Below are 19571 nucleotides of genomic sequence, written 5' to 3'. Positions count from 1 at the left end.
AGTCGGCGCAAGCGCGTCAACTACAGGGTGTAGTGGTCGCGGTCACCCAGCCGGCGTCAGCGCGAACACGGGGTGATCCGCGTCGTCGGGCAGGTCGCGGAAGTAACCCTCCACCACCTTGCCTGCCAGCGGCCGGTAGGCCGCGATGATGGGCGCCCGCTGCTCCACCGGAACCTCGGCGGCGAGGTAGCTGGACTTGCCCAGCGTGACGCGCGGATTGGCCCGGATGTTGCGCACCCATTCCGACTCACCACGGGTGGAGACCAGATACCGGACGCCTTCGACCACAGGAACCACGACGGGGATCTGCTGCGCCTGTTTGCTGACGCGGGTAGTGATGGTCAGGGTCTCGCTATGGCCGATGCCGGTGGCCATCGCGATCCGGTTGAACACTGCGCGAACAAACCAAGGGGGCTTGAGGTAGGCCATGGCTTCAGTCTCGGCTCATTCGACCCGGCGCGGCAAGATGAAACGATGGTGCGATTCTCAGACCGACGTGCTCGGTTCAACCGACGCGTCACCAACCGGATCTTCCGGCCTGTGTCGGGCTACCTGCCGATCTGGTCGATCATCGAGCACACCGGGCGACGCAGCGGCACCATCTACCGCACACCGGTGACGGTGTTCAGCACCGAAGAAGGAGTGGCGGTGCTTCTGCCCTATGGACGACAACGGGATTGGGTGAAAAACCTACAGCGCGCGGGCGGCGGCCGGGTGAAGTTCGAAGGGCGCACCTTCGCCGTCGATCAGCCCAGAATCGTGCCCACAACCGAGGCGCTGCCACATCTGAGGGCGCCGTGGCGCCAACTGATGGCGCGCGCGGGTGTCGAGCACACGCTGTTGCTCAGGCGTTCGGACGAAATCCGACCACAGTAGGTTGTGACCGCCGTCACGGCCGCGATTGAATGGGGCTATGCAGCTACCGCAATCGCTGGCCCGGTTCAACCGCCATGTGACCAACCCCATCCAGCGCATGTGGGCGGGCTGGGCACCGACGTTCGGCATCCTGGAACACGTCGGCCGGAAATCCGGCAAGACCTACCGGACGCCGTTGAGCGTCTTCAGCACCGACAACGGCGTGGCCATCATGCTGACTTACGGTCCGGATCGGGACTGGCTGAAGAACATCACCTCAGCGGGTCACGCGCGGATCCGCCGCCACGGTAAGACCATCGAGGTCAGTGGGCCGCGGGTGGTGTCCAAGGCCGAAGCGGCCGAGCATGTGACCGGCGCGATGCGTCGCCCGTTCGCGCGACTGCCCTTCGAACAGGCCGTGCTGCTCAAAAAGGTCTAGCGGACACCAGCGGGACCGGGGACGCCTGCGAGTCCAGTCGCCGGTTCTGACAGATCACCACCCGGCGTAGGCCCAGCAATATCGCGGCCGGCGCCGCCATCAGCGCCATGATCTGGAGCATCTCACTCATCGCGGGTTCCGCCTCGGACGCCCGGGCGGAATCAGTGCCACGGCGGTGGCGGGAAGTTCATTCGGTGTTTCGTCTCGCATACCTGCCGGTCTACGCCGGTCCCCGGCACCCGGCGTCGATCTCAACGGTTTCTTGACGGCCGAGGATCGAATCCTTACAGGCCCTGTGATCGTGCCCGTCAAGAGACTGTGCAGAATCCCGTTGCACCCGTATAGAAGTCGTGAACGATCGGGCCGGCGGGCGCGCGAGCCGCTGGGATGACATGCATGGCACATGACGACGCGGACAGACGGCACTGGCAACTGCACGCGAGGTGTCGAGGCATGGACGCTTCGGTGTTCTTCTCCCCCGAAGGAGAACGCGGGCGCGCTCGATCGAATCGCGAACAGCGGGCCAAGGCGCTGTGCCGGGACTGCCCGGTGCTGGCGCAATGCCGAACGTATGCGCTCACGATCGCCGAACCGTTCGGCGTCTGGGGCGGATTGTCGGAGGCGGACCGGCACGGCCTGATGGATCCGAAACGATCCGCGACCGGTTGATTCAGCAAACTGACAAACCCTTGTTCACCTGGGAATTCAAGGTCTACCGTAGATAAGTCACTACTGCGGTCAGCAGCAGGGCGCGGCATCTGTCCCGACGGTGGCAGGAGGTCACCATGAAGCGCCTGTTCATCATCGGTTACGGGATCGTGAGCTATCTGGCGTTCCTCGTTGCCTTCCTCTACGCGATCGCCTTCGTCGGCAATTTCGCGGTGCCGCGCACGGTCGATTCCGGTATCGCCGCACCGACGTCCGAGGCGGTGCTCGTCAACGTGCTGCTGCTGTCGGTGTTCGCCATTCAGCACAGCGTGATGGCCCGGATCTGGTTCAAACGCTTGTGGACGCGGATCGTCCCGCAGGTGATCGAGCGAAGCACCTATGTGCTCTTGGCGAGCCTGGCGCTGTTCCTGCTGTACTGGCAGTGGCGCACCATGCCCGCGGTGGTGTGGAACGTGGAATCCGCTGCGGGACGGGTGATTCTGTGGGCCTTGTTCTGGGCCGGCTGGGCCACGGTGCTCGCCTCGACGTTCATGATCAACCACTTCGACCTGTTCGGGTTGCGGCAGGTGTGGCTGAATTGGCGCGGCCGGCCGTACAGCGAGCTGGGCTTCCGCACCGTGATGTTCTACCGGGTGATCCGGCACCCGATCATGGCCGGCTTCATCGTGGCGTTCTGGGCCACCCCGACGATGACCGCGGGCCATCTGCTGTTCGCGGGTGTCAGCACCGCCTACATCCTGGTGGCGATCCAACTAGAAGAACGCGACATGATCGAGATGATGGGCGATCAGTACCGCGACTACCGGCACCGCGTCGGGATGCTAGCCCCCGGTCTGCACCTCGGGCACGACACCCCCGCCCCGAAGGTCAGGCACCGGGCGGCGTAGCGGGACAACTCTTGAGAAGCCGGGTGTGGTGAGCGGCTCCGCCGAACCACACCCGGCATACCGCTACTCTTCGCCGCCACCTGCACTCCCCGAGGACTCGTTGCCCCCGGAAGCCGTTGCTGGTTTGTTCAGCCCCGACTTCACCTTCTTCACAAAGGATTTCACCGATGCTGCCGCCGGTGATTCAGTCTTGGCCGACGCCGACGCATCGGCGCCGTCGGTCTCCGCACCAGCAGGGCTCGCCACGGTCTGCCCTGGCCGAACCTTGTTGCCCTTGCCGAAGATCGAGCGCAGGTTCGGCCGGGCATGCGTGGTCGACGCCGGGGAGTCGACCGTCGCCGCCACCCGGGATTCAACGGCACGCTCCAGCGCCAGATTCGGTGTCACGGGCTGGGCCTGGAGCGCGGTCTTGACCGCCTGCCGGGTGTCGTGGACAACCGCCGCAGTGGCGTTGGCCAGATCGATCGTGCGCATGGCGACGTCTTTCACCCCGTGCTGGAACGCGTTGATGGTCGCGCCCGGGTCAAGCGTGGCCGCGGCATCCAGGACCTCACCGATCGAGAAAACCGCCTGGTCGATGAGCGGCTTCACATAGCTGATGCCGAGGTAGATCGGTATCGAGATCGCACTCTCCACCACCACGGGGACCAACGCCTGGGCGACGGCCAGCGGGCGTTGCAGCAGGTACTCCACCGACGGGACCGACTGAATCACGTACTGGATGATCGGCGTTCCGACCGCATTGAGGATCTCGATGGATGCCTGCGAGGGGTCACCGTGCGCGATCGCGTCGGCCGCCGCCGAAAGACCGGCGGGAAGCCCGGTGACGACGTCCACGGCGGCCTTGATGCCGTCGACCACGATCCCTCCGGCCACGTTGACCGTGGCGATCTGGTTCATCAGAAGCTGATTGAGAATCGGGGCCGGGTCACTGAGTTCAGCGGCGATGAGTCCGGCGATGACTTCCTGCGAGAACTCGAAAACCGGGGCGAACACCTCGGCCGGGTTCTCCACCGCGGCTGCGAGTTGTACACCGCCGGAATGGATTTGCGGTGGCGGGTTGACCGGGGCCGTGGCGATGACGCCGGCTCCGACGAGGGCGATTCCGGCACTGAGATAGGGCCGAACACCTGCGTGCATGTGATCCCTTTCATCCGAGTTGGCATTCCGGACGGGCTCGATGCACCGCACGCAGCCAACGTCGAGAGAACGTACCGACGCAGCTGTAACGTGTTTCACTTTCTTCCAAAGTAGGGCATTCCTCATTTGCGCGAGCAACTTTTAGCAATGGGAATGACTGCGATCTAGCTGGGATTTTTTCAATATAGCTACTTACCGTAGCGTAAATACTGCTCGCGCATACTTGCTAGTAGCATTCACAAATCGAATCCCGGCGCTGCGCGGCACCGCACCCGGCAGCAGACGTTCGCGGCCCGCGCACGACCAAAAAATTGCCGACTGGCTTTTATTTTTTTCTGATGTATGGTCGGGCCCAGTGATTGTTTGCGAATAAAAAGGAGCAACGATGGCTGATAAATCCCAGGGTCGACTGCCCAAAAAACCGTCGATGACCATCAAAGAGCGACGGGCGGCAAAACGCACCAAGGCCGCCGAGGCCGGGGAGACCATTCCCAGGAGGAAGCGTCCGGACCGCGCTTAGCAGTCTGAGCTTCAGGTTTATCGGTTCAATCGTTCATCACGCCGTACCCGGAGATGCGAATTAGCGGCGAATTCAACTCACTATTTTGTGCCGATTAGAACTACACGCGATTCGCGCTTTTACTTTGGCGATCGTTGTGGATTAATTGCGCAGAATAATGGCCGGCCGGAACATGACAATTACCGATAAGCGACAGGAACTGGCGGGCCCTCAGGTCCGCCAGTTCAACACTTCACCGGATCCCGCTGTCATGACCGTGCCCGGCATCACCCGCAGCCGGTAGGGGGTCAGCCTCAGCGCCGCGAATTGATCCGAGGTCGGACCGCCACTCCATTGCGGGATGATGTACGGGTCATAGCCCACCGTGGCGGGCCCCTTGGTGAAGCGGTCCCAGACCTGCGTGCAGGTCTCGTCGTCGGTGTACCACTCCACCAGGCAGTCCGCGGCGCAGGTGTCGTGGTTGGTGGTCCAGTAACTGACCGAGACGTACGGATGCACCGCAAGGTGTGCGCGCTTGACCGCGGTGGGAACGGTGGCGACCCAGCCGAACAGATCGGTACCGTCCCACTCCCAGATCGGGTGCAGGATGCGACTGCGGGGCTGACCGTCGGCGTCGACGGTGGCCACTGAAGCCCACACGATCTCGTGGGCCATGGTCACGAAGGCAGGGGCAATCCGGTCCAGCGGGGTAGCGGTCACATCAGCCACAGTAGGCAAGGGATGACCTGCGACGGCGCAGGTTCGCGGTTACTGCTCCGGGTCCGCGTCACCGTACTTGGGGTTGCCGTCCTCGTCGAGCCAGTCGTTGACGGCGGTGCCCGATACCGTGCCATGACTGCCTGGCAGGGTGACGGTAGGGCGGGTGTCGTCATAGGACTTCAGGACGCGCTTGGCTTCTCTGCGGTTCTCTTCGCTGACGGGCGGCGGATTCTCGGTGCTCATACTTGTGGCTGCCCGAAAGTGTGAGCCACCAAACACTTCGGCCGGCGGGTGCCCGAGCGGATCAGGCGGAGACGGTACGAAGCGAGGCAGGCAGGCTGGGCAGGAAATGCCGGGTGGCGAAGGCCCGGAGATCCTCGGGGGTGTCGAGGGGTTCGACACTGGGCATCAACAGCACCATCCCCGCATAACGCAGGATGGTGTCCGCGAGGTCGTTGACCGCCTGCTCACCGATCCGCTCGGCGAACCCGGCCGGGAAGATCACCTTGAGCGCCGCGGCCATCCGCTCGATCGCCGCGCCGTAGTGGGTGTGCAGCATCTCCATCACCAGTGCCGGTTCATCGGCGATCATCTGATTGAGCACGTGGTGGCGACGGAACTTCAGGATCGACAGCGTGAACGCCTCGACGTAGTAGTTCGATTGTGGCCCTGCGTTTTTCAGCTCGTTGGCGATGTCGGAGAACAACGCGACGTTCTCCCGCTCGATCACCGCCGCGACCAGCTCGTCGCGGTTGGCGAACCTGCGGTAGATCGTGGTGCGACTGACCCCGGCCCGGCGCGCGACGTCATCGAGGGCGACCCGGCGCAGGCCGTGCCGCTCGAACTCGACGAGGGCCGCGTCCAGGATCCCCGTCACCGAATCAGCCACCGCCGCGGGCGGCGAATCAGGCCTGGGCATAGCCCTTTTGCGCAAATTTGTTGTAGCGCACGCTCATCGGTAGATGATCCCACACCCAGTTCACCGGGCGGGACCTCCAGAACGCCGCGAACCGCTGGTAGTTGCGTTCCTGGCGTTCACTCCACGGCAGGTCGAGCAGGTCGCGGGCGCGCGGCGGCAGACCGCCTGCGGTCAGGAAGGCCGCGGCCGGGTTGAACACCGTGGCGACCACGCGCCACACAGCGGGGTGCACTGCCTTGGGGCACGGGAAACCCTTGGTGACGTAGCCGACGCCGTAGCGGGCGGACTTGTGCGGGACAGCCACCTCGTTCATCATCCGGTCCCAGTACTGCTCGAACTCGGCGTAGGTGGCGGGCATCGGCCGATCGCTGACCCCGTAGCGCCGGTACCAGGTCTTGGACTCCAGGTAGATCTGTTCCTTCTCGGCGTCGGTGAGTCGTTTGACGAAGGTGTCGGCGAAGTAGAAGACCTGCTCGACGAACGTCGCGTGCGCCCAGAAGTAGGTGTCGGGATCCAGCGCGTGATAGCGCCCGACCACTTCTCCGTCGGGGCCGGGCATATCGCCCTTGACGTGGTGGTGGAAGTCGCGCACCTGGGTTCCGGCGTTCTCGTCCTCGGTGCCGTAGACGGTCCGGTAGATCGGCGGGATGGTGCGCCTGAGCCGCTCGGCGGTGTCGGAGAAGAACGTCGAATGGTCCAGCACGCCCTGGCCCAACTCGGCCAGCATGTTCTGGAGGACGGCGGGCCGCGGCCCGATCAGGTACATCCGGTTGTCGCCGAAGTACTTCCAGACCAGCGATTGCGGCCCCAGGGGCAGGGCGTCGGTCTGCTGCGGCTGTTCGGCCAATTCCGTCATGGACACAGTGTTACAGATTTCGCACTTTGTACCAAGATGGGTGTGACCAGGGTCACCGACGCGGTGAGGGCGTTATCGGGCTGTTGCCGGACCGTGTCGCGCGCCGACACCCATGACGCACTCGGGGTTGGAATGATGCGCAGGTGAACTCGCTGACCCGCCGCGATGCGCTGCGTCTAGGTGTCACCGGCGCGGGTGCCGCGGGACTGATGGCATTGGGCAGCCTGCTCGATCCGCCGCTGCCCCGCGCGTCTGCCAGCCCCAACCAACCGGCCTCCGCGGGCGACCCGGCACCGACCCGCGATTCGGGTTCGTTCATCTCCGCGGCCCGCGGCGGCGTCGAAACCAATTGGATCATCGCCCGCCCACCGGGCCAGCACGGCCCGCTACGTCCGGTGATCGCCCTGCACGGGATGGACAACGACGCCGCCGGCGTGATGAGCCTGGGCATCCCGGAAGCGCTGGCTGGGCTGACCGCGGCAGGCCGGCCGCCGTTCGCAGTCGTCAGTGTGGATGGCGGCAACTCGTTCTGGCGCCGTCGGGCCTCTGGTGGAGACTCCGGGGCGATGGTGCTCAACGAACTGATCCCGATGTTGGCCACCAAGGGCATCGACACCTCGCGAGTGGCCTTCATGGGCTGGTCGATGGGCGGCTACGGCGCCATGCTGTTGGGTGCCAGACTGGGCGCCGCGCGCACCGCGGCGGTCTGCGCGATCAGCCCGGCGCTCTACCTCACGTACTGGGGCGCGCCGCCCGACGCTTTCGACAGCCTCGAAGACTGGCAGCAGAACTCAGCGCTGAGACTGCTACCGGCACTGGGGTCGATCCCGCTACGCATCGACTGCGGCACGGGGGACGGGTTTTACGCCGCGACCCGAATGTTCGTCAACCAACTGCCCAAGACCCCGGCCGTCGGTTTCTACCCCGGCGGCCACGATCAGGACTTCTGGCGCGCGCACCTGTCCGACGAGCTGGCCTGGCTCGATTCCTGAACCGCGCCTTGGGCTCTCACCCCCAGGTCAGCGGATCCAATGCGAGGTAGAACCGCAGCCGGTCCTCATCTATCGCCGCCGGATAGCCCGCGGCCAGACCTGCCGATGCGTCCGCGGCGAAGCCGGGAAAGGTGTCGGCGGTGTTGGCCAGCACCAACGCGAGGTCGGCGTGCCGGTCCGCGACACCCAGACGGCCCAGGTCGATGAAGCCCTCGACGGCGAGCCGGTCGGGGTCGATCAGGATGTTGGGCAGGCACAGGTCGCCGTGACAGACCACCCGGTCGGCGGCCTCCTGGCGGCGACGCAGATCGGTCTCGCGTTCGACGCGCATCAGCAGCTCGGCGGGCGGGATGTCCTTGTCCTCGTCCGGCAGAAACTCGGGGTTCACCGCGCCCGCGGCGACGACCGACCGGGCGCGGGACAGCATGCCGTCGAGGTCGCGCCGGTAGGGACAGTCGTCGATCGGGATGCCGTGCAGGTCGCGGATCGCCCGCACGACCGAGGGCCACGCCGTCCGCAGGTCTGCTTCTGCGAGCTGATCGGCCGCGACGCCGCCGACGGCACTGGTGACCAGGAACGCGCCGTCGTCCTCGGTGGCGCCCCAGTCGATCACGGCGGGTGCCGGCACGCCGCGATCGTGGGCCCAGGACACCCGGTCGCGCTCGGCAGCCAGATCGGCCGCGGCCGCAGGCCCGACCACCTTGGCGTACCGGGAACCGTCCGCGCTACGGAACACCCCGGCGCCGGATTCACCGCGCGTGACGGGATGCCAGTGGGTCACGGGATCAGTGGCGCAGCCGGGCGACGCCCAGCACGGCCAGCACGCCGGCCAGACCCGCGAGCACCAGTGCCAGCACCAGCAGCGGCGCCGAGTAGCTGATCGCGGTGGTGGGCGGCTCACCGTCGAGCACGGGCGCCACTTCGATCGTCGTTGCCGCGGCGATCCAGCTCAGTACACAGCCCACCGCCGCGACGACGGCCACCACGAGCTCCAGGACGGCTCGGCGTTTCACGGGGTGCGCTCCTCGACCAGCGGCGTCAGCGCTTCCCGCAGCTTCCGGTGCTTGCGCGCCCAGGCCTGCGCCGTACGGGCGCCGGTGAGCTTGAGCCCGATACCGTGACGGCCCCGCGGTATCCCGGACAGTTCACCGAGGGCGCGGGCGGACTCCCACTTCGGCGACTCCGAACCCGAGGCCTCGGGGTAGATCAGCACGATCTCGTCGATCTTCAGGATCTCGGCGCCCTGCCGCAGGGTCTCGGCGGTCAACTCGACCGAGGTGTGGATGCGCGCGGCCTTGATCTGGATGGCCACGAACCCCGACACCAATACCAGGAACAGGATCGGAATCCAGAGGTCGTACCCGTACCCGCCGGTCATCTGCAGAATCGCCATGCCGACGCCGGCGAACGGCCCCAACAGGAGCCAGGCCCAGCTGGCGCCCTGCTCGTAGAACAGCACCTCGGAGGCCACCTTGTTCACCGGTTCACTCTCCATCGTCGACCCTCCGTCCCGGCAGTGCACTGAGGCCGGTACCCGCGATCAGCAGGAGTAGCGCGAGCAGCGTCAGGATGTGGACCGGGGCCAGGCTGAACGCCGCGATCAACGCGATCACCACAACGATCGCCATGGACAGCGCGATCGCCGCCCGGCGGTACCGGGCATCGCCGGTGCGACTGCGGCCGGCCAGGAACGCCATCCCGGCGCCGGCCAGGGCCGTGAGCACGCCCACGCTGCGGAACAGTGTGCTCTCGGCGCTGGGCCAGGACGCCGAGGCTGCGATCAGGCCGCCGACGATCAACAACACGGCGCCGACCAGCCAGCAACTGAACGAGATGGTCGCGCGGCGCGACGCTGATGATGAAGGCATTGTCGGCAAAGCCTAGCGAAATCAGCGGGTGAAGAAACCGTCGGCGTCCTTGCGGTGCAGCAGGTACAGCCCGCCGGCGATCAACACCGATCCGACGATCGCGGTGACCGCGTAGCCCACCGCCGCCGCGTCCTGGCGTTCGCCGGTCAGCAGGCTGCTGATCGCGTGCAGAACCGTGACGATTCCTCCACTGGTCAGCAGGGTGCGGGCCCAGCGATATCCCTGACGCATCAGCACCAGGAAGGCCGCCACGATCGAGGACAGCACCACCAGGAACATCACCGAGAAGACGACCGTCACCGACCGCTGCACGCCGCCGCCGGATCCGGTGAGAGCGTCGATCAGATAGCCGATCACCATCAGCACCAGCGCGGCGGTCCACAACCAGAACCCGGTCTCGACGTCCTCGGGACGACCGGTCGGGCTCTTCTGCTGCTCGGTCACCTGTCCGGTCACGCGAGCCAGCCGGCCACATCGGCCGCCCAGTAGGTCAGCACGATGTCGGCGCCGGCCCGCCGGATTCCGGTCAACGACTCGAGCGCCGCCGCCTGCAGGTCGATCCAGCCGTTGGCCGCCGCGGCGCAGATCATCGAGTATTCACCCGAAATCTGATATGCCGCAACGGGTACCGGCGAGATATCGGCGGCGGCACGCACCACGTCCAGGTAGCTCATCGCGGGCTTGACCATCACGATGTCGGCACCCTCGTCGATGTCGAGCTCGATTTCGTGCACGGCTTCCCGGATGTTGCCCGGATCCTGCTGATAGGTGCGCCGATCCCCCACCAGACTGGACGACACCGCTTCACGGAACGGGCCGTAGAACGCCGACGCGAACTTGGCCGCGTAGGCCAGGATGGCCACATCGGTGTGCCCGGCCGCGTCCAGTCCGTCACGGATGGCGGCCACCTGGCCATCCATCATGCCGCTGGGGCCGACCACGTGAGCACCCGATTCCGCTTGCGCCACAGCAAGTTCCACGTAGCGCAGGTTGGTCGCGTCGTTATCGACGCGGCCCGCGGCGTCCAGCACGCCACAGTGCCCGTGGTCGGTGAACTCGTCGAGGCAGGTGTCGGCCATCAGTACGGTGGCGTCGCCGAGGTCCTTGGCCAGATCCCGCAGCGCCACGTTGAGGATGCCGTCCGGATCGATGCCCACGGCACCGGTCGGATCCTTGTCCTCGTCGCGGGGCACGCCGAAGAGCATCAGCCCACCCACGCCGGCCGCCACCGCGTCGGCGGCCGCCTGACGCAACGATTCCCGGGTGTGCTGCACCACGCCGGGCATCGAGGAGATCGGGCGCGGTTCGTCGATACCGTCGGCGACGAACATCGGCAGCACCAGATGGCGTGGCTCCAAAGAGGTTTGGGCCACCAGCCGACGCATCGCCGGCGTGGACCGCAGCCGACGTGGACGATGCCTCGGGTAACCCATGGCAAAGACTCCTTCTGCGCGTCTCCGCGAATACCGTTTCGGCGGCTGTCTACCTGCGGCGGCTCTTCTTGCGCGGCGGGGGCAGTGCCCCTTCGGCGCGCAAGCGGGCAGCGTGCTCGGCGAGCGCGTCGACCAGCGGTCCCACCGCGGCCGACTCGGGCTGCACGTCCACCCGCAGACCGAACTCCGCAGCGGTCTCAGCGGTCTTCGGTCCGATGCAGGCCACGATGGTCCGGGCGTGCGGCTTGCCTGCGATACCGACCAGGTTGCGCACCGTCGAGCTCGAGGTGAAGCAGACCGCGTCGAAACCACCGGTCTTGATCATCTCGCGGGTCTGCGCCGGCGGCGGAGCCGCACGCACGGTGCGGTAGGCGGTCACGTCCTCGATCTCCCAGCCGCGCTCGCGCAGGCCCTCGGCCAGCGTCTCGGTGGCGATGTCGGCGCGCGGCAGCAGCACGCGGTTCACCGGATCGAAAACCTCGTCGAACGGCGGGAACTCGTCGAGCAGGCCGAGTGAGGACTGCTCCCCCGACGGCACCAGCTCGGGATTGATGCCGAACGCCCGCACCTTGTCGGCGGTGGCCTGTCCGACACACGCGATCTTCACGCCCGAGAACGCCCGTGCGTCCAGGCCGAACTCGTTGAACTTCTCCCACACCGCACGCACGGCGTTGGTCGAGGTGAACACCACCCACTGGAACCGGCCGTCGACCAGACCCTTGACCGCGCGCTCCATCTGCGCGGGGCTGCGCGGCGGCTCGACGGCGATGGTCGGCACCTCGATCGGCAGGGCACCGTGGCCCACCAGCCGGTCGCTCATCTCGCCGGCCTGATCCTTGGTGCGCGGCACCAGCACGGTCCAGCCGTACAGGGCGCGGCTCTCCCACCAGTTCAGCTTGGCCCGGTTGGCCACGGTCTTGCCGATGGTGACGACCAGCGGCCCGACCAGCGGCCCCGCCAGCTCGCTTCCGGCCGGCTTCTCCAGCACGCCCTTGTCGGTCAGCCCACCGAGGGTGGCCTCCACCGAACGCTGCTGGCAGGTGGTGCCGCTCGCGGTCACCACCGCGGGAGTGCCCTCGGCCAGACCGAACTCGATCAGGGTGCGCGCGGCGTCCGGCAGGTGCGACGCGGTCGCGTGCAGGATCAGCGGGCCCGGCGCGGCGGCCAGGGCCGCCCAGTCCACGTCACCGCGGACATCGGCCACGGTGTGCGACGAACCCAGCGGCAGGCCGGCGTAGGTGGGCACCGCGCTCGTGGCGGGCAGCCCGGGGACGATCTCGAAGTTCACATGGGCCTTGGCCAGCGCGCCGATCTCGGTGATCACGGCGTCCACCGACAGCGGGTCACCCGACACCAGACGCACGACGTCATAGCCGTGGCGGGCCTCGGCGACCAGCGTCTTGGCCACCTCGGCAGGATCGCCGAGAGCGGGCCGGACCTCGGGCCCACCGGCGATGACGGCGGCTTGCGCGGCGTCGGGGGTTCCGGCGGCCCCAGCACCTCCCGCATCCGCGGCGGCGTCGGCCGGCTCAGCCGGGGCCGGGCCGGACGCCGGCGGCAGTTCGGTGCCGATCAAGGCCAGCACGGCCTCGGGGACGTCGGGATCGGTGAACACCAACTCGGCGTGCGCCAGCACGGTTTGTGCCCGTGCCGTCAGCAGCCCCGGATCACCCGGGCCTGAGCCCACAAATGTGATGCGGCCGGGCTTCGCCTTGCGACCTCGCATGGTCATTCTTCACTCCCGCGCTCTACCAACAGCTCGCGTGCACCCAGCTCGAAAAGCTCCGCGGCCACCGAGACACCCAAGTCGGCGGCCCGATCGGGAGTTCCGATGCCGGACGCACGAATCACGTCGGATCCGTCCAGCGTCGCTACGCAGCCGCGCAACGACAGCTCCTCGAAGACATTGCCGTCCTCATCGATCGACTCGACCACTTCTGCGATCGCGCCAACCGGTGCGGAACAGCCCGCCTCCAGTTCGGCGAGCAGGATCCGTTCGGCGGTGACCGCGGCGCGCGTGTCGGTGTCATCCAACTCCGACAGCACCGAAATCAGCTCGGTGTCGCCGGCGCGGCATTCCACCGCGAGCGCACCCTGAGCCGGCGCTGGCAACATCTGCACCGGCTCGAGCGACTCGGTGACTGCATCGAGGCGTCCGATACGGGCGAGACCCGCGCGGGCGACCACGATGGCGTCGAGATCACCGCTCGTAACCCTGTTCAACCTGGTATCTAGGTTGCCTCGTAGGGGGCGGATTTCCAAACCGAGACCCAGTGCTCTAAGCTGCGCGGCCCGTCGCGCACTCGATGTGCCGATCACAGAGCCTGCCGGCAACTCACCGAGCACCAATCCGTCGCGTGCAACCAGCGCGTCACGGGCATCCTCACGCGGCGGCACGGCGGCGATCACGAACCGGTCGTCACGAGCGGTTGGCAAATCTTTGTAGGAGTGCACGGCCATGTCCACCCGGCCGTCGTCGATCGCCTCCCGGAGCGCCGCGGTGAAAACCCCGACGCCGATATCGGCGATGGGGCCCTGGTTGCGGTCCCCCTCGGTCGAGATGATCACCAGCTCGCAGGCGTGGCCCGCGGCCAGCAAAGCGTCCCTGATGGTGCCGGCCTGCGTGGTCGCCAGCAGGCTACCCCGGGTGCCGATCCGGATTACCGTATCGCGCGTTTCTACCAAAACCTACTCAGACTTATCGAGATCTGTTGTCATGAAGGGCAATTCGCTGGCCGCCACAGCTTCGACGGCCTGCGGATCGAGTTCGAACAGCTCACGCAGGGCCTCTGCGTAGCTGTCCCCGCCAGGAGCGCTGGCGAGTTGTTTCACCCGCACCGTGGGCGCGTGCAAAAGCTTGTCGACGACTCGGCGGACCGTCTTGGCCACCTCGTCGCGGTGGGTCGCCTCCAGCTCGGGCAGCCGGTTGTCCAGGCGCAGCAGCTCGGCCTCGACCACGTCGGCGGCACGCTGGCGCAGCGCGGTGACGGTCGGGGTGACCTCGGCCATCCGCTGGCCGGCCAGGTAGTTGGCAACCTCGGTGGCAACGATCGTGCGAGCAGCATCGGCGTCGGTGGCCGCGGCCCGCGCCGACGGTTCCCGCTGGATCCGGTCCATGTCGACCACCCAGACACCGGGCAGCCCGGCGACCGCCGGATCCACGTCGCGCGGCATCCCGAGGTCGCAGATCACCAGCTGCCGGTCGCCGCCGGCGGCGTTGCGCTGGGCGAGTGCGTGGTGCACATCTGCCAGCGAGACCACGGGGCGTACCGCGCCGGTGCTGCTGACCACGACGTCGACGTCGGCCAGGGCCTCGGCCAGATGATCCAGGGAGAAGGCCTGCGCCTGGACACCCTGCTCGGTGAGGTTCTCGGCGAGACGCTGGGCCCGCGGCAGCGAGCGGTTCACCACATGGACCCGCTCGATTCCGGCCCGCACCAGGTGCGCACCGGCCAGGGCCCCCATCGAGCCCGCGCCGATCACGGCCGCGGTGCGGCCGGCGAGGCCGCCGTTGAGCTTGGTCTCGGCCATGCCGAGGGCGACCGACACCACGGATGCGCCCGCGGCGTCGATCCCGGTCTCGGAGTGCACCCGCTTGCCGACGTTCAGGGCGCGCTGGGCCAGCTCGTGCAGCGTGCGCCCGACGGTCTGGTGTTCCTCGGCGGACGCATAGGCGCGGCGCACCTGACCCAGCACCTGGGCTTCACCGATGACGGCCGAGTCCAGGCCGCTGGTCACCGCGAACAGATGCTCGACGGCGGCCTCGGCGTAGCGCACGTAGGCGTATTTGGTGAGATCGTTCAGCGACATGCCGGAGTGGTCGGAGAGCACCTGCCCGATGATCGACAGGCCTCCGTGGAAGGCCTCGACCACGGCGTATATCTCGACGCGGTTGCAGGTGGACAGGACCATCGCCTCGGTGACCAACGAGGACCGAAGCACCTCGTCGATGATCTTGGCCTGATCCGACTCATCAGTGCTCAACTGCTCGAGAACTGACACCGGCGCGCTGCGGTGCGAAACCCCGAATAGCAGCACACTCACGGCTTGATCACCACGTCACCAAGGTAATCGTTTCCCGCCCGCCCACCAAATTTCATCTGGCGGGGATGTCAGCCCGAAGCGCCTGCTCGTCGACATCCCAGTAGCTGTGTTCGGTCCCGTTCAGCAAAATCACCGGCAACAGGTCGCCGTACCGGGCCCGCAGGGAGGCGTCACCGGCCGCGACGGCCTCGTCCACGTCCGTGGTCACCAGCTCGAAGTCCAGTTCCTCGCGCAGGGCGGCCAGCTGCCGGGCCGCCCGTTCGCACATGCTGCACCCGGCGCGGGTCAGCAACGTCACAGTGGCCAGACCGCCGGTACCCGCCTGCTCGCGCTCCACACCGCCAGTATCCCGGCGCCGTGACTTAGGGTGAATTCGTGTCCGAATCCGGTAGTGCCGATGCGCTCGAACAGGAGCTTGCCGCCGAGGCGAGCGCCGAACTCGCTGTCACCGAGCTCGAGTCCGACGCCGAGGACGACACCGCCGGGGCCCCGGCGCCGCCGCCCGATCTGACGGCCGCGGCGTTCTTCGACGTGGACAACACCCTGGTACACGGATCGTCGCTGGTGCACTTCGCCCGCGGCCTGGCCGCCCGCAAGTACTTCACCTATCGCGACATCCTCGGCATCGCCTACGCGCAGGCCAAGTTCCAGTTCACCGGCAAGGAGAACAGCGACGATGTCGCCGAGGGCAAGCAGAAGGCCCTGGCGTTCATCGAAGGCCGTTCCACCGCCGAACTCGTCGAACTCGGCGAGGACATCTACGACGAGATCATCGCCGACAAGATCTGGCCGGGCACCAGGGCGCTGGCCCAGATGCACCTGGACGCCGGGCAGCAGGTGTGGCTGGTCACCGCGACGCCCTATGAGCTGGCCGCCACGATCGCCCGGCGGCTGGGCCTGACGGGCGCCCTGGGCACGGTCGCCGAGTCGGTCGACGGGGTGTTCACCGGCCGGCTGGTCGGCGACATCCTCCACGGCACCGGCAAGGCCCACGCGGTGCGGTCGCTGGCCATCCGGGAAGGGCTCAACCTGCGCCGGTGCACCGCCTATTCGGACAGCTTCAACGACGTGCCGATGCTGTCGCTGGTCGGTACCGCGGTGGCGATCAACCCCGACGCCGCCCTGCGCGATGTCGCCAGGGAACGGGGCTGGGAGATCCGCGATTTCCGCACCGCACGCAAGGCGGCGCGCATCGGCGTGCCGTCGGCCCTGGCCCTCGGTGCACTGGGCGGCGCGCTCGCGGCTGCCGCGTCCCGGCGCCACGACACTCGCTGAACAGGCCACCCGCGCTGATAAACTGCCGCGGCGGGTCGCGTCATCTTGCCCCGCAGCCATGCACGTTTGTGCGCACCCGCGCACCGCATACCGAACAGCGCAGGGAACATGAGCATCGCCGCAAACATCATCGGGACCCACTACCGGTATCCCGACTACTTCGAGGTCGGCCGGGAGAAGGTCCGCGAGTTCGCCCGCGCGGTCAAGGACGAGCATCCGGCGCTCTATGACGCCGAGGCCGCCAAGGAGTACGGCCACAACTCGGTCGTCGCGTCGGTGACGTTCCTGGCAGTGGCCGGCCGACGGGTCCAGCTGGAGCTGTTCGACAAGTTCGACATCCCGATCAACCTGGAGCGCGTCTTGCACCGCGACCAGAAGCTGATCTTCCACCGGCCGATCATGGTCGGCGACAAGCTGTGGTTCGACTCGTACCTGGACTCGGTCATCGAGTCGCACGGCACCGTGATCGCCGAGGTCCGGGCCGAGGTCACCGACGACGACGGCAACCCGGTTGCCACCAGCATCGTCACCATGCTGGGCGAGGCGGCCATCGACGAGGCCGACGAGATCAGTTCACAGATCGCCGCGGCACGCGATGCCGCGATCGCCAAGATGGTTGCTGGGCAAAAGTCCGGCGCCTGATTTCTCTTTGCGCGAGCAGAAAGAGAACTGCCCATTTCCACGCGGAAATGGGCAGTTTTTGTCGGTGAGGCGAAAAACTCAGCCGAAGAACATGTTTCGGCGGCCCGCCAGCAGCTGATAGAGCGTGTGCTGGATGGTCTCGCGGACCTGATCGGTCAGTTCGAACGTGATCATCGGATCGTCGGCGGCGCTCTCGTCGTAATCGGTCGTCTCGATCGGCTCGCCGAACTGGATGTGCCACTTCGACGGCAACGGCACCAGCCCGAGCGGGCCGGCCAACGGGAACAGCGGCGTCACCGGGAAGTACGGCAGACCGAGCAGCCGGGCCAGCAGCTTGACGTCGGCCATCATCGGGTAGATCTCCTCGGACCCGACGATCGAGCACGGCACGATCGGGGCCTGGGCCCGCAGCGCTGCCGAAACGAAGCCGCCGCGGCCGAACCGCTGCAGCTTGTAGCGATCCTTGAAGTTCTTGCCCAGCCCCTTGAAGCCCTCCGGGAACACGGCGGTGAGCTCGCCGTTGGCGAGCAGCCGGTGCGCGTCGGCGGTGCAGGCCATGGTGTGGCCGGCCTTGCGTGCGGCCGCACCGACCATCGGCAGATCGAACACCAGGTCGGCGGCGAGCAGACGCAGATCGCGGTTGAGCGGGTGGTGGTCGTGCACCGCCACCTGAGTCATCAGTCCGTCGAAGGGCAGCACCCCGGCGTGGTTGGCCACCACGAGCGCCGCACCGTTCTCGGGCAGGTTCTCGATGCCCGACACCTCAACCCGGAACCAGGACCTGAAAAACGTTCTCAGCAAAGGCAAGAAGATTGCGTTGGTGATGTGCGGGTCGAACCCGAACTCGTCCACCGAGTACTCACCGGTCATCCGGGTGCGGATGAATTCGGAGACCGCCGCGATGCCCTTGGCGAGTTCGCTGGGGCCGTCGTCAGCCGAGTGGCCCGAGACGCTGCTGCGCCGCTGATCGATCTCCCGAACTACCGCGGCGATCTGCTCCGCCGAGGCCCGGCTACCCGGGTCGGCCAGGACGGAAGGATGTCGGCGGGCGCTGTCAGACCGGGCCGCAGCCCGGCGCGCAGCAGAGGAACGACTCGAGTTCCCATGTAGCGGAATAACTTTCGCTTTGGATTCAGCCGCCACGTCGATACCTTCTCCCACCCCGGATAGAGCCAGTCTTAATATCCCAAACGCTGCGCCACCCCCATGGCGCGACTCTCCATTGAGCGTACCCATCGCGGATCGAGTATCGGTGTCAATCCACGACCACGGACGTAATCGTCGAATGCCTCGGCGGTCGTCCACTTGGGACTGTAGCCCAGATCCCTGTGCATCCGCGTGGTGTCCATGACACGGCCGTAACTGAGGTAGTTCATCTGATCGCGGTCGAGTTCGGTGTAACGCGTTGCGCGACTGAGTGAATTGATCGCCGACAATGCCCCGCGCGGGACCGGGAGCCGGAGGCGACCCGACCTCCGGATCGCCTGGCTCATCATGATGATGCCCGAGGCGCCGACGTTGAACGTGCCCGCTCTGCCGGCCACTGTCGCCCGCTCGAGGGCGCCGAGAGCGTCCTGTTCGTGGAGCAACTGCAGCCGTGCGTCGTGCCCGACCACCGACGGGACCAAGGGCCCGGCCAGATACCGCGACAGCGCGGTGTCCATCGCCGGCCCGATCATGTTGGCCAGCCGAAGGATGGTCAGGTCGATGTCCGGGCGACGCCGGGCCAGGCCGCGTGCGTAGCCCTCGATGTCCATGCTGTCGCGGGCGAACCCGTCACCCGGAGGACGGCGAGCACTGCTCTCCTCGCTGAACATCACCGGATCACGCGAGCTCGCGCCGTACACCTCCGAGGTGGACTTGAGTACCACCCGACGGACCGACGGTGTCTTCTGGCAGGCCGCGAAAAGCTGGATCGCGCCCATCACGTTGAGTTCCTTCAACGTGGCCCGGCCTCCGGACCGCGGCGCGTAGGACGCCGCCGCGGCATGCACGACGGTGTCCACGTTCCCGTTTCGGATCACCTTGGCGATAAACGGGTTGCGGATGTCCGCGCGGACGAATTCGGCCCGCCCCATCCGACGCATGAGGTCCTTGCTCGGCACCACCGCATCCACGGCGATGACGTGCTCGATCAACGGGTTCTGCGCCAGCCTGGCGGTCAGATAACCACCGAGGAACCGGCACGCACCCGTGACCAGAACCACTTTCGGATGGGGAGTCGCCCCGGCGGATTGCGATCCACCGGAGGAATCCGCACCGGAGGACCCGGGGACTCCCGTCGGGCGTCCCCCCGAACGACCATCAGAATCCATCGGCTCAGCCTAGCGGCC

Annotated in this window: 27 protein-coding genes; 8 read left to right on the top strand and 19 right to left on the bottom strand. The window is 66.9% G+C overall.

Annotated elements, in window-relative coordinates; translation table 11 throughout:
• Positions 1-42: 42 nt before the first annotated feature.
• Entirely contained in the window at positions 43-429 is a 387-nt protein-coding gene (locus tag TX88_RS07210) for a nitroreductase/quinone reductase family protein (RefSeq protein ID WP_044515715.1), read from the bottom strand.
• A 45-nt stretch (positions 430-474) separates the two neighbouring features.
• Here TX88_RS07210 and TX88_RS07205 point away from each other — a divergent pair, with 45 nt between their 5' ends.
• Positions 475-876: a nitroreductase family deazaflavin-dependent oxidoreductase gene (locus TX88_RS07205; RefSeq protein ID WP_044515713.1), complete on the top strand. Its 402-nt coding sequence runs from the start codon at positions 475-477 to the stop codon at positions 874-876.
• Positions 877-913: 37 nt separating this feature from the next.
• Positions 914-1294, top strand: coding sequence for a nitroreductase family deazaflavin-dependent oxidoreductase (locus tag TX88_RS07200; protein WP_044515712.1), 381 nt, complete (start codon positions 914-916; stop codon positions 1292-1294).
• Here the strand turns inward: TX88_RS07200 and TX88_RS34185 are convergent.
• Positions 1281-1424: a hypothetical protein gene (locus TX88_RS34185; RefSeq protein WP_162563099.1), complete on the bottom strand. Its 144-nt coding sequence runs from the start codon at positions 1422-1424 to the stop codon at positions 1281-1283. The two genes, TX88_RS07200 and TX88_RS34185, sit on opposite strands and share 14 nt — an antisense overlap.
• A 257-nt stretch (positions 1425-1681) precedes the next feature.
• On the opposite strand from TX88_RS34185, the gene TX88_RS07195 reads away from it, so the two are divergent.
• Both TX88_RS07195 and mddA read left to right on the top strand, forming a co-directional pair.
• Positions 1682-1963 carry a WhiB family transcriptional regulator gene (locus tag TX88_RS07195; RefSeq protein ID WP_084621828.1) on the top strand — a complete coding sequence of 94 codons (282 nt, stop codon included), beginning with the start codon at positions 1682-1684 and terminating at the stop codon, positions 1961-1963.
• A gap of 116 nt (positions 1964-2079) precedes the next feature.
• Complete coding sequence (gene mddA / locus TX88_RS07190; protein ID WP_044515708.1) at positions 2080-2850, top strand: methanethiol S-methyltransferase; 771 nt, start codon at positions 2080-2082, stop codon at positions 2848-2850.
• Positions 2851-2913: 63 nt separating this feature from the next.
• Here the strand turns inward: mddA and TX88_RS07185 are convergent, their stop codons facing one another.
• Positions 2914-3990 (bottom strand): hypothetical protein, encoded by a 1077-nt coding sequence (locus TX88_RS07185; protein WP_162563098.1) that lies wholly within the window; start codon positions 3988-3990, stop codon positions 2914-2916.
• A 385-nt stretch (positions 3991-4375) separates the two neighbouring features.
• On the opposite strand from TX88_RS07185, the gene TX88_RS35535 reads away from it, so the two are divergent.
• Positions 4376-4510, top strand: coding sequence for a hypothetical protein (locus tag TX88_RS35535; RefSeq protein WP_268952469.1), 135 nt, complete (start codon positions 4376-4378; stop codon positions 4508-4510).
• A gap of 210 nt (positions 4511-4720) precedes the next feature.
• Here TX88_RS35535 and TX88_RS07180 read toward each other — a convergent pair whose 3' ends face one another.
• The 4 genes from TX88_RS07180 to TX88_RS07165 form a co-directional block, all read right to left on the bottom strand.
• Positions 4721-5164 carry a pyridoxamine 5'-phosphate oxidase family protein gene (locus TX88_RS07180; RefSeq protein ID WP_044519167.1) on the bottom strand — a complete coding sequence of 148 codons (444 nt, stop codon included), beginning with the start codon at positions 5162-5164 and terminating at the stop codon, positions 4721-4723.
• Positions 5165-5257: 93 nt separating this feature from the next.
• Positions 5258-5452: a hypothetical protein gene (locus tag TX88_RS07175; RefSeq protein ID WP_044515705.1), complete on the bottom strand. Its 195-nt coding sequence runs from the start codon at positions 5450-5452 to the stop codon at positions 5258-5260.
• 61 nt (positions 5453-5513) lie between these two features.
• Complete coding sequence (locus tag TX88_RS07170) at positions 5514-6128, bottom strand: TetR/AcrR family transcriptional regulator (RefSeq protein ID WP_044515703.1); 615 nt, start codon at positions 6126-6128, stop codon at positions 5514-5516.
• Entirely contained in the window at positions 6115-6984 is an 870-nt protein-coding gene (locus tag TX88_RS07165) for an oxygenase MpaB family protein (RefSeq protein ID WP_044515702.1), read from the bottom strand. The genes TX88_RS07170 and TX88_RS07165 overlap by 14 nt, the downstream gene beginning before the upstream one ends.
• Positions 6985-7127: 143 nt before the next feature.
• Here TX88_RS07165 and TX88_RS07160 point away from each other — a divergent pair, with 143 nt between their 5' ends.
• Positions 7128-7976, top strand: coding sequence for an alpha/beta hydrolase (locus TX88_RS07160; RefSeq protein ID WP_044515700.1), 849 nt, complete (start codon positions 7128-7130; stop codon positions 7974-7976).
• Between the two features lie 16 nt (positions 7977-7992).
• Here TX88_RS07160 and TX88_RS07155 read toward each other — a convergent pair whose 3' ends face one another.
• The 10 genes from TX88_RS07155 to TX88_RS07110 are packed head-to-tail and all read right to left on the bottom strand — an operon-like array spanning position 7993 to position 15658.
• The gene (locus tag TX88_RS07155) at positions 7993-8757 is read right to left on the bottom strand and encodes an APH(3'') family aminoglycoside O-phosphotransferase (RefSeq protein WP_044515698.1); all 765 of its coding nucleotides are present in this window, start codon (positions 8755-8757) and stop codon (positions 7993-7995) included.
• A gap of 4 nt (positions 8758-8761) precedes the next feature.
• On the bottom strand, positions 8762-8989 hold the full coding sequence (locus tag TX88_RS07150; RefSeq protein ID WP_044515696.1) for a hypothetical protein: 228 nt from the start codon (positions 8987-8989) through the stop codon (positions 8762-8764).
• Entirely contained in the window at positions 8986-9471 is a 486-nt protein-coding gene (locus TX88_RS07145) for a transport-regulating membrane protein Mce1N (protein WP_044515695.1), read from the bottom strand. The genes TX88_RS07150 and TX88_RS07145 overlap by 4 nt, the downstream gene beginning before the upstream one ends.
• Entirely contained in the window at positions 9461-9844 is a 384-nt protein-coding gene (locus TX88_RS07140; protein ID WP_044515693.1) for a hypothetical protein, read from the bottom strand. Before TX88_RS07140 ends, TX88_RS07145 begins: the two co-directional genes overlap by 11 nt.
• A gap of 21 nt (positions 9845-9865) precedes the next feature.
• Positions 9866-10300 carry a hypothetical protein gene (locus TX88_RS07135; RefSeq protein ID WP_044515692.1) on the bottom strand — a complete coding sequence of 145 codons (435 nt, stop codon included), beginning with the start codon at positions 10298-10300 and terminating at the stop codon, positions 9866-9868.
• Positions 10297-11277 carry a porphobilinogen synthase gene (gene hemB / locus TX88_RS07130; RefSeq protein WP_044515690.1) on the bottom strand — a complete coding sequence of 327 codons (981 nt, stop codon included), beginning with the start codon at positions 11275-11277 and terminating at the stop codon, positions 10297-10299. Before hemB ends, TX88_RS07135 begins: the two co-directional genes overlap by 4 nt.
• A gap of 49 nt (positions 11278-11326) precedes the next feature.
• Positions 11327-13009, bottom strand: a complete 1683-nt coding sequence (locus tag TX88_RS07125; protein WP_044515689.1) for a bifunctional uroporphyrinogen-III C-methyltransferase/uroporphyrinogen-III synthase — start codon at positions 13007-13009, stop codon at positions 11327-11329.
• Positions 13006-13962, bottom strand: coding sequence for a hydroxymethylbilane synthase (hemC, locus tag TX88_RS07120; RefSeq protein WP_044515687.1), 957 nt, complete (start codon positions 13960-13962; stop codon positions 13006-13008). Before hemC ends, TX88_RS07125 begins: the two co-directional genes overlap by 4 nt.
• Before the next feature lie 3 nt (positions 13963-13965).
• Positions 13966-15321 (bottom strand): glutamyl-tRNA reductase, encoded by a 1356-nt coding sequence (locus TX88_RS07115; RefSeq protein WP_044515686.1) that lies wholly within the window; start codon positions 15319-15321, stop codon positions 13966-13968.
• A gap of 52 nt (positions 15322-15373) precedes the next feature.
• Positions 15374-15658, bottom strand: coding sequence for a glutaredoxin family protein (locus TX88_RS07110; protein ID WP_280113220.1), 285 nt, complete (start codon positions 15656-15658; stop codon positions 15374-15376).
• Between the two features lie 38 nt (positions 15659-15696).
• Between TX88_RS07110 and TX88_RS07105 the strand changes: the two genes are divergently transcribed.
• Complete coding sequence (locus tag TX88_RS07105) at positions 15697-16596, top strand: HAD family hydrolase (RefSeq protein WP_044515684.1); 900 nt, start codon at positions 15697-15699, stop codon at positions 16594-16596.
• A gap of 108 nt (positions 16597-16704) precedes the next feature.
• Complete coding sequence (locus TX88_RS07100; RefSeq protein WP_044515683.1) at positions 16705-17238, top strand: FAS1-like dehydratase domain-containing protein; 534 nt, start codon at positions 16705-16707, stop codon at positions 17236-17238.
• A gap of 78 nt (positions 17239-17316) precedes the next feature.
• Here the strand turns inward: TX88_RS07100 and TX88_RS07095 are convergent, their stop codons facing one another.
• Both TX88_RS07095 and TX88_RS07090 read right to left on the bottom strand, forming a co-directional pair.
• Complete coding sequence (locus tag TX88_RS07095) at positions 17317-18381, bottom strand: lysophospholipid acyltransferase family protein (RefSeq protein ID WP_044515681.1); 1065 nt, start codon at positions 18379-18381, stop codon at positions 17317-17319.
• A gap of 35 nt (positions 18382-18416) precedes the next feature.
• Entirely contained in the window at positions 18417-19553 is a 1137-nt protein-coding gene (locus TX88_RS07090; protein ID WP_209446958.1) for an SDR family oxidoreductase, read from the bottom strand.
• Positions 19554-19571 lie beyond the last annotated feature (18 nt).

It is taken from the genome of Mycolicibacterium septicum DSM 44393 (assembly GCF_000455325.1).
Classification (GTDB): Bacteria; Actinomycetota; Actinomycetes; order Mycobacteriales; family Mycobacteriaceae; genus Mycobacterium; species Mycobacterium septicum.
The sequence above is the reverse complement of the archived record's forward strand: the minus strand, read 5'-3'. Positions and strand labels throughout refer to the sequence as shown.

What these genes read in the sequence shown, in the direction of transcription:
- mddA (WP_044515708.1), top strand. Translation starts at nt 2,080, where the DNA reads ATGAAGCGCCTGTTCATCATCGGTTACGGGATCGTGAGCTATCTGGCG.
- TX88_RS07090 (WP_209446958.1), bottom strand. Translation starts at nt 19,553, where the DNA reads ATGGATTCTGATGGTCGTTCGGGGGGACGCCCGACGGGAGTCCCCGGG.
- TX88_RS07170 (WP_044515703.1), bottom strand. Translation starts at nt 6,128, where the DNA reads ATGCCCAGGCCTGATTCGCCGCCCGCGGCGGTGGCTGATTCGGTGACG.
- TX88_RS07185 (WP_162563098.1), bottom strand. Translation starts at nt 3,990, where the DNA reads ATGCACGCAGGTGTTCGGCCCTATCTCAGTGCCGGAATCGCCCTCGTC.
- TX88_RS07205 (WP_044515713.1), top strand. Translation starts at nt 475, where the DNA reads ATGGTGCGATTCTCAGACCGACGTGCTCGGTTCAACCGACGCGTCACC.
- hemB (WP_044515690.1), bottom strand. Translation starts at nt 11,277, where the DNA reads ATGGGTTACCCGAGGCATCGTCCACGTCGGCTGCGGTCCACGCCGGCG.
- TX88_RS07140 (WP_044515693.1), bottom strand. Translation starts at nt 9,844, where the DNA reads ATGCCTTCATCATCAGCGTCGCGCCGCGCGACCATCTCGTTCAGTTGC.
- TX88_RS07175 (WP_044515705.1), bottom strand. Translation starts at nt 5,452, where the DNA reads ATGAGCACCGAGAATCCGCCGCCCGTCAGCGAAGAGAACCGCAGAGAA.
- TX88_RS07180 (WP_044519167.1), bottom strand. Translation starts at nt 5,164, where the DNA reads ATGGCCCACGAGATCGTGTGGGCTTCAGTGGCCACCGTCGACGCCGAC.
- TX88_RS07210 (WP_044515715.1), bottom strand. Translation starts at nt 429, where the DNA reads ATGGCCTACCTCAAGCCCCCTTGGTTTGTTCGCGCAGTGTTCAACCGG.
- TX88_RS07100 (WP_044515683.1), top strand. Translation starts at nt 16,705, where the DNA reads ATGAGCATCGCCGCAAACATCATCGGGACCCACTACCGGTATCCCGAC.
- TX88_RS34185 (WP_162563099.1), bottom strand. Translation starts at nt 1,424, where the DNA reads ATGAGTGAGATGCTCCAGATCATGGCGCTGATGGCGGCGCCGGCCGCG.
- TX88_RS35535 (WP_268952469.1), top strand. Translation starts at nt 4,376, where the DNA reads ATGGCTGATAAATCCCAGGGTCGACTGCCCAAAAAACCGTCGATGACC.
- TX88_RS07145 (WP_044515695.1), bottom strand. Translation starts at nt 9,471, where the DNA reads ATGGAGAGTGAACCGGTGAACAAGGTGGCCTCCGAGGTGCTGTTCTAC.
- TX88_RS07195 (WP_084621828.1), top strand. Translation starts at nt 1,682, where the DNA reads ATGACATGCATGGCACATGACGACGCGGACAGACGGCACTGGCAACTG.
- TX88_RS07125 (WP_044515689.1), bottom strand. Translation starts at nt 13,009, where the DNA reads ATGACCATGCGAGGTCGCAAGGCGAAGCCCGGCCGCATCACATTTGTG.
- TX88_RS07165 (WP_044515702.1), bottom strand. Translation starts at nt 6,984, where the DNA reads ATGACGGAATTGGCCGAACAGCCGCAGCAGACCGACGCCCTGCCCCTG.
- TX88_RS07200 (WP_044515712.1), top strand. Translation starts at nt 914, where the DNA reads ATGCAGCTACCGCAATCGCTGGCCCGGTTCAACCGCCATGTGACCAAC.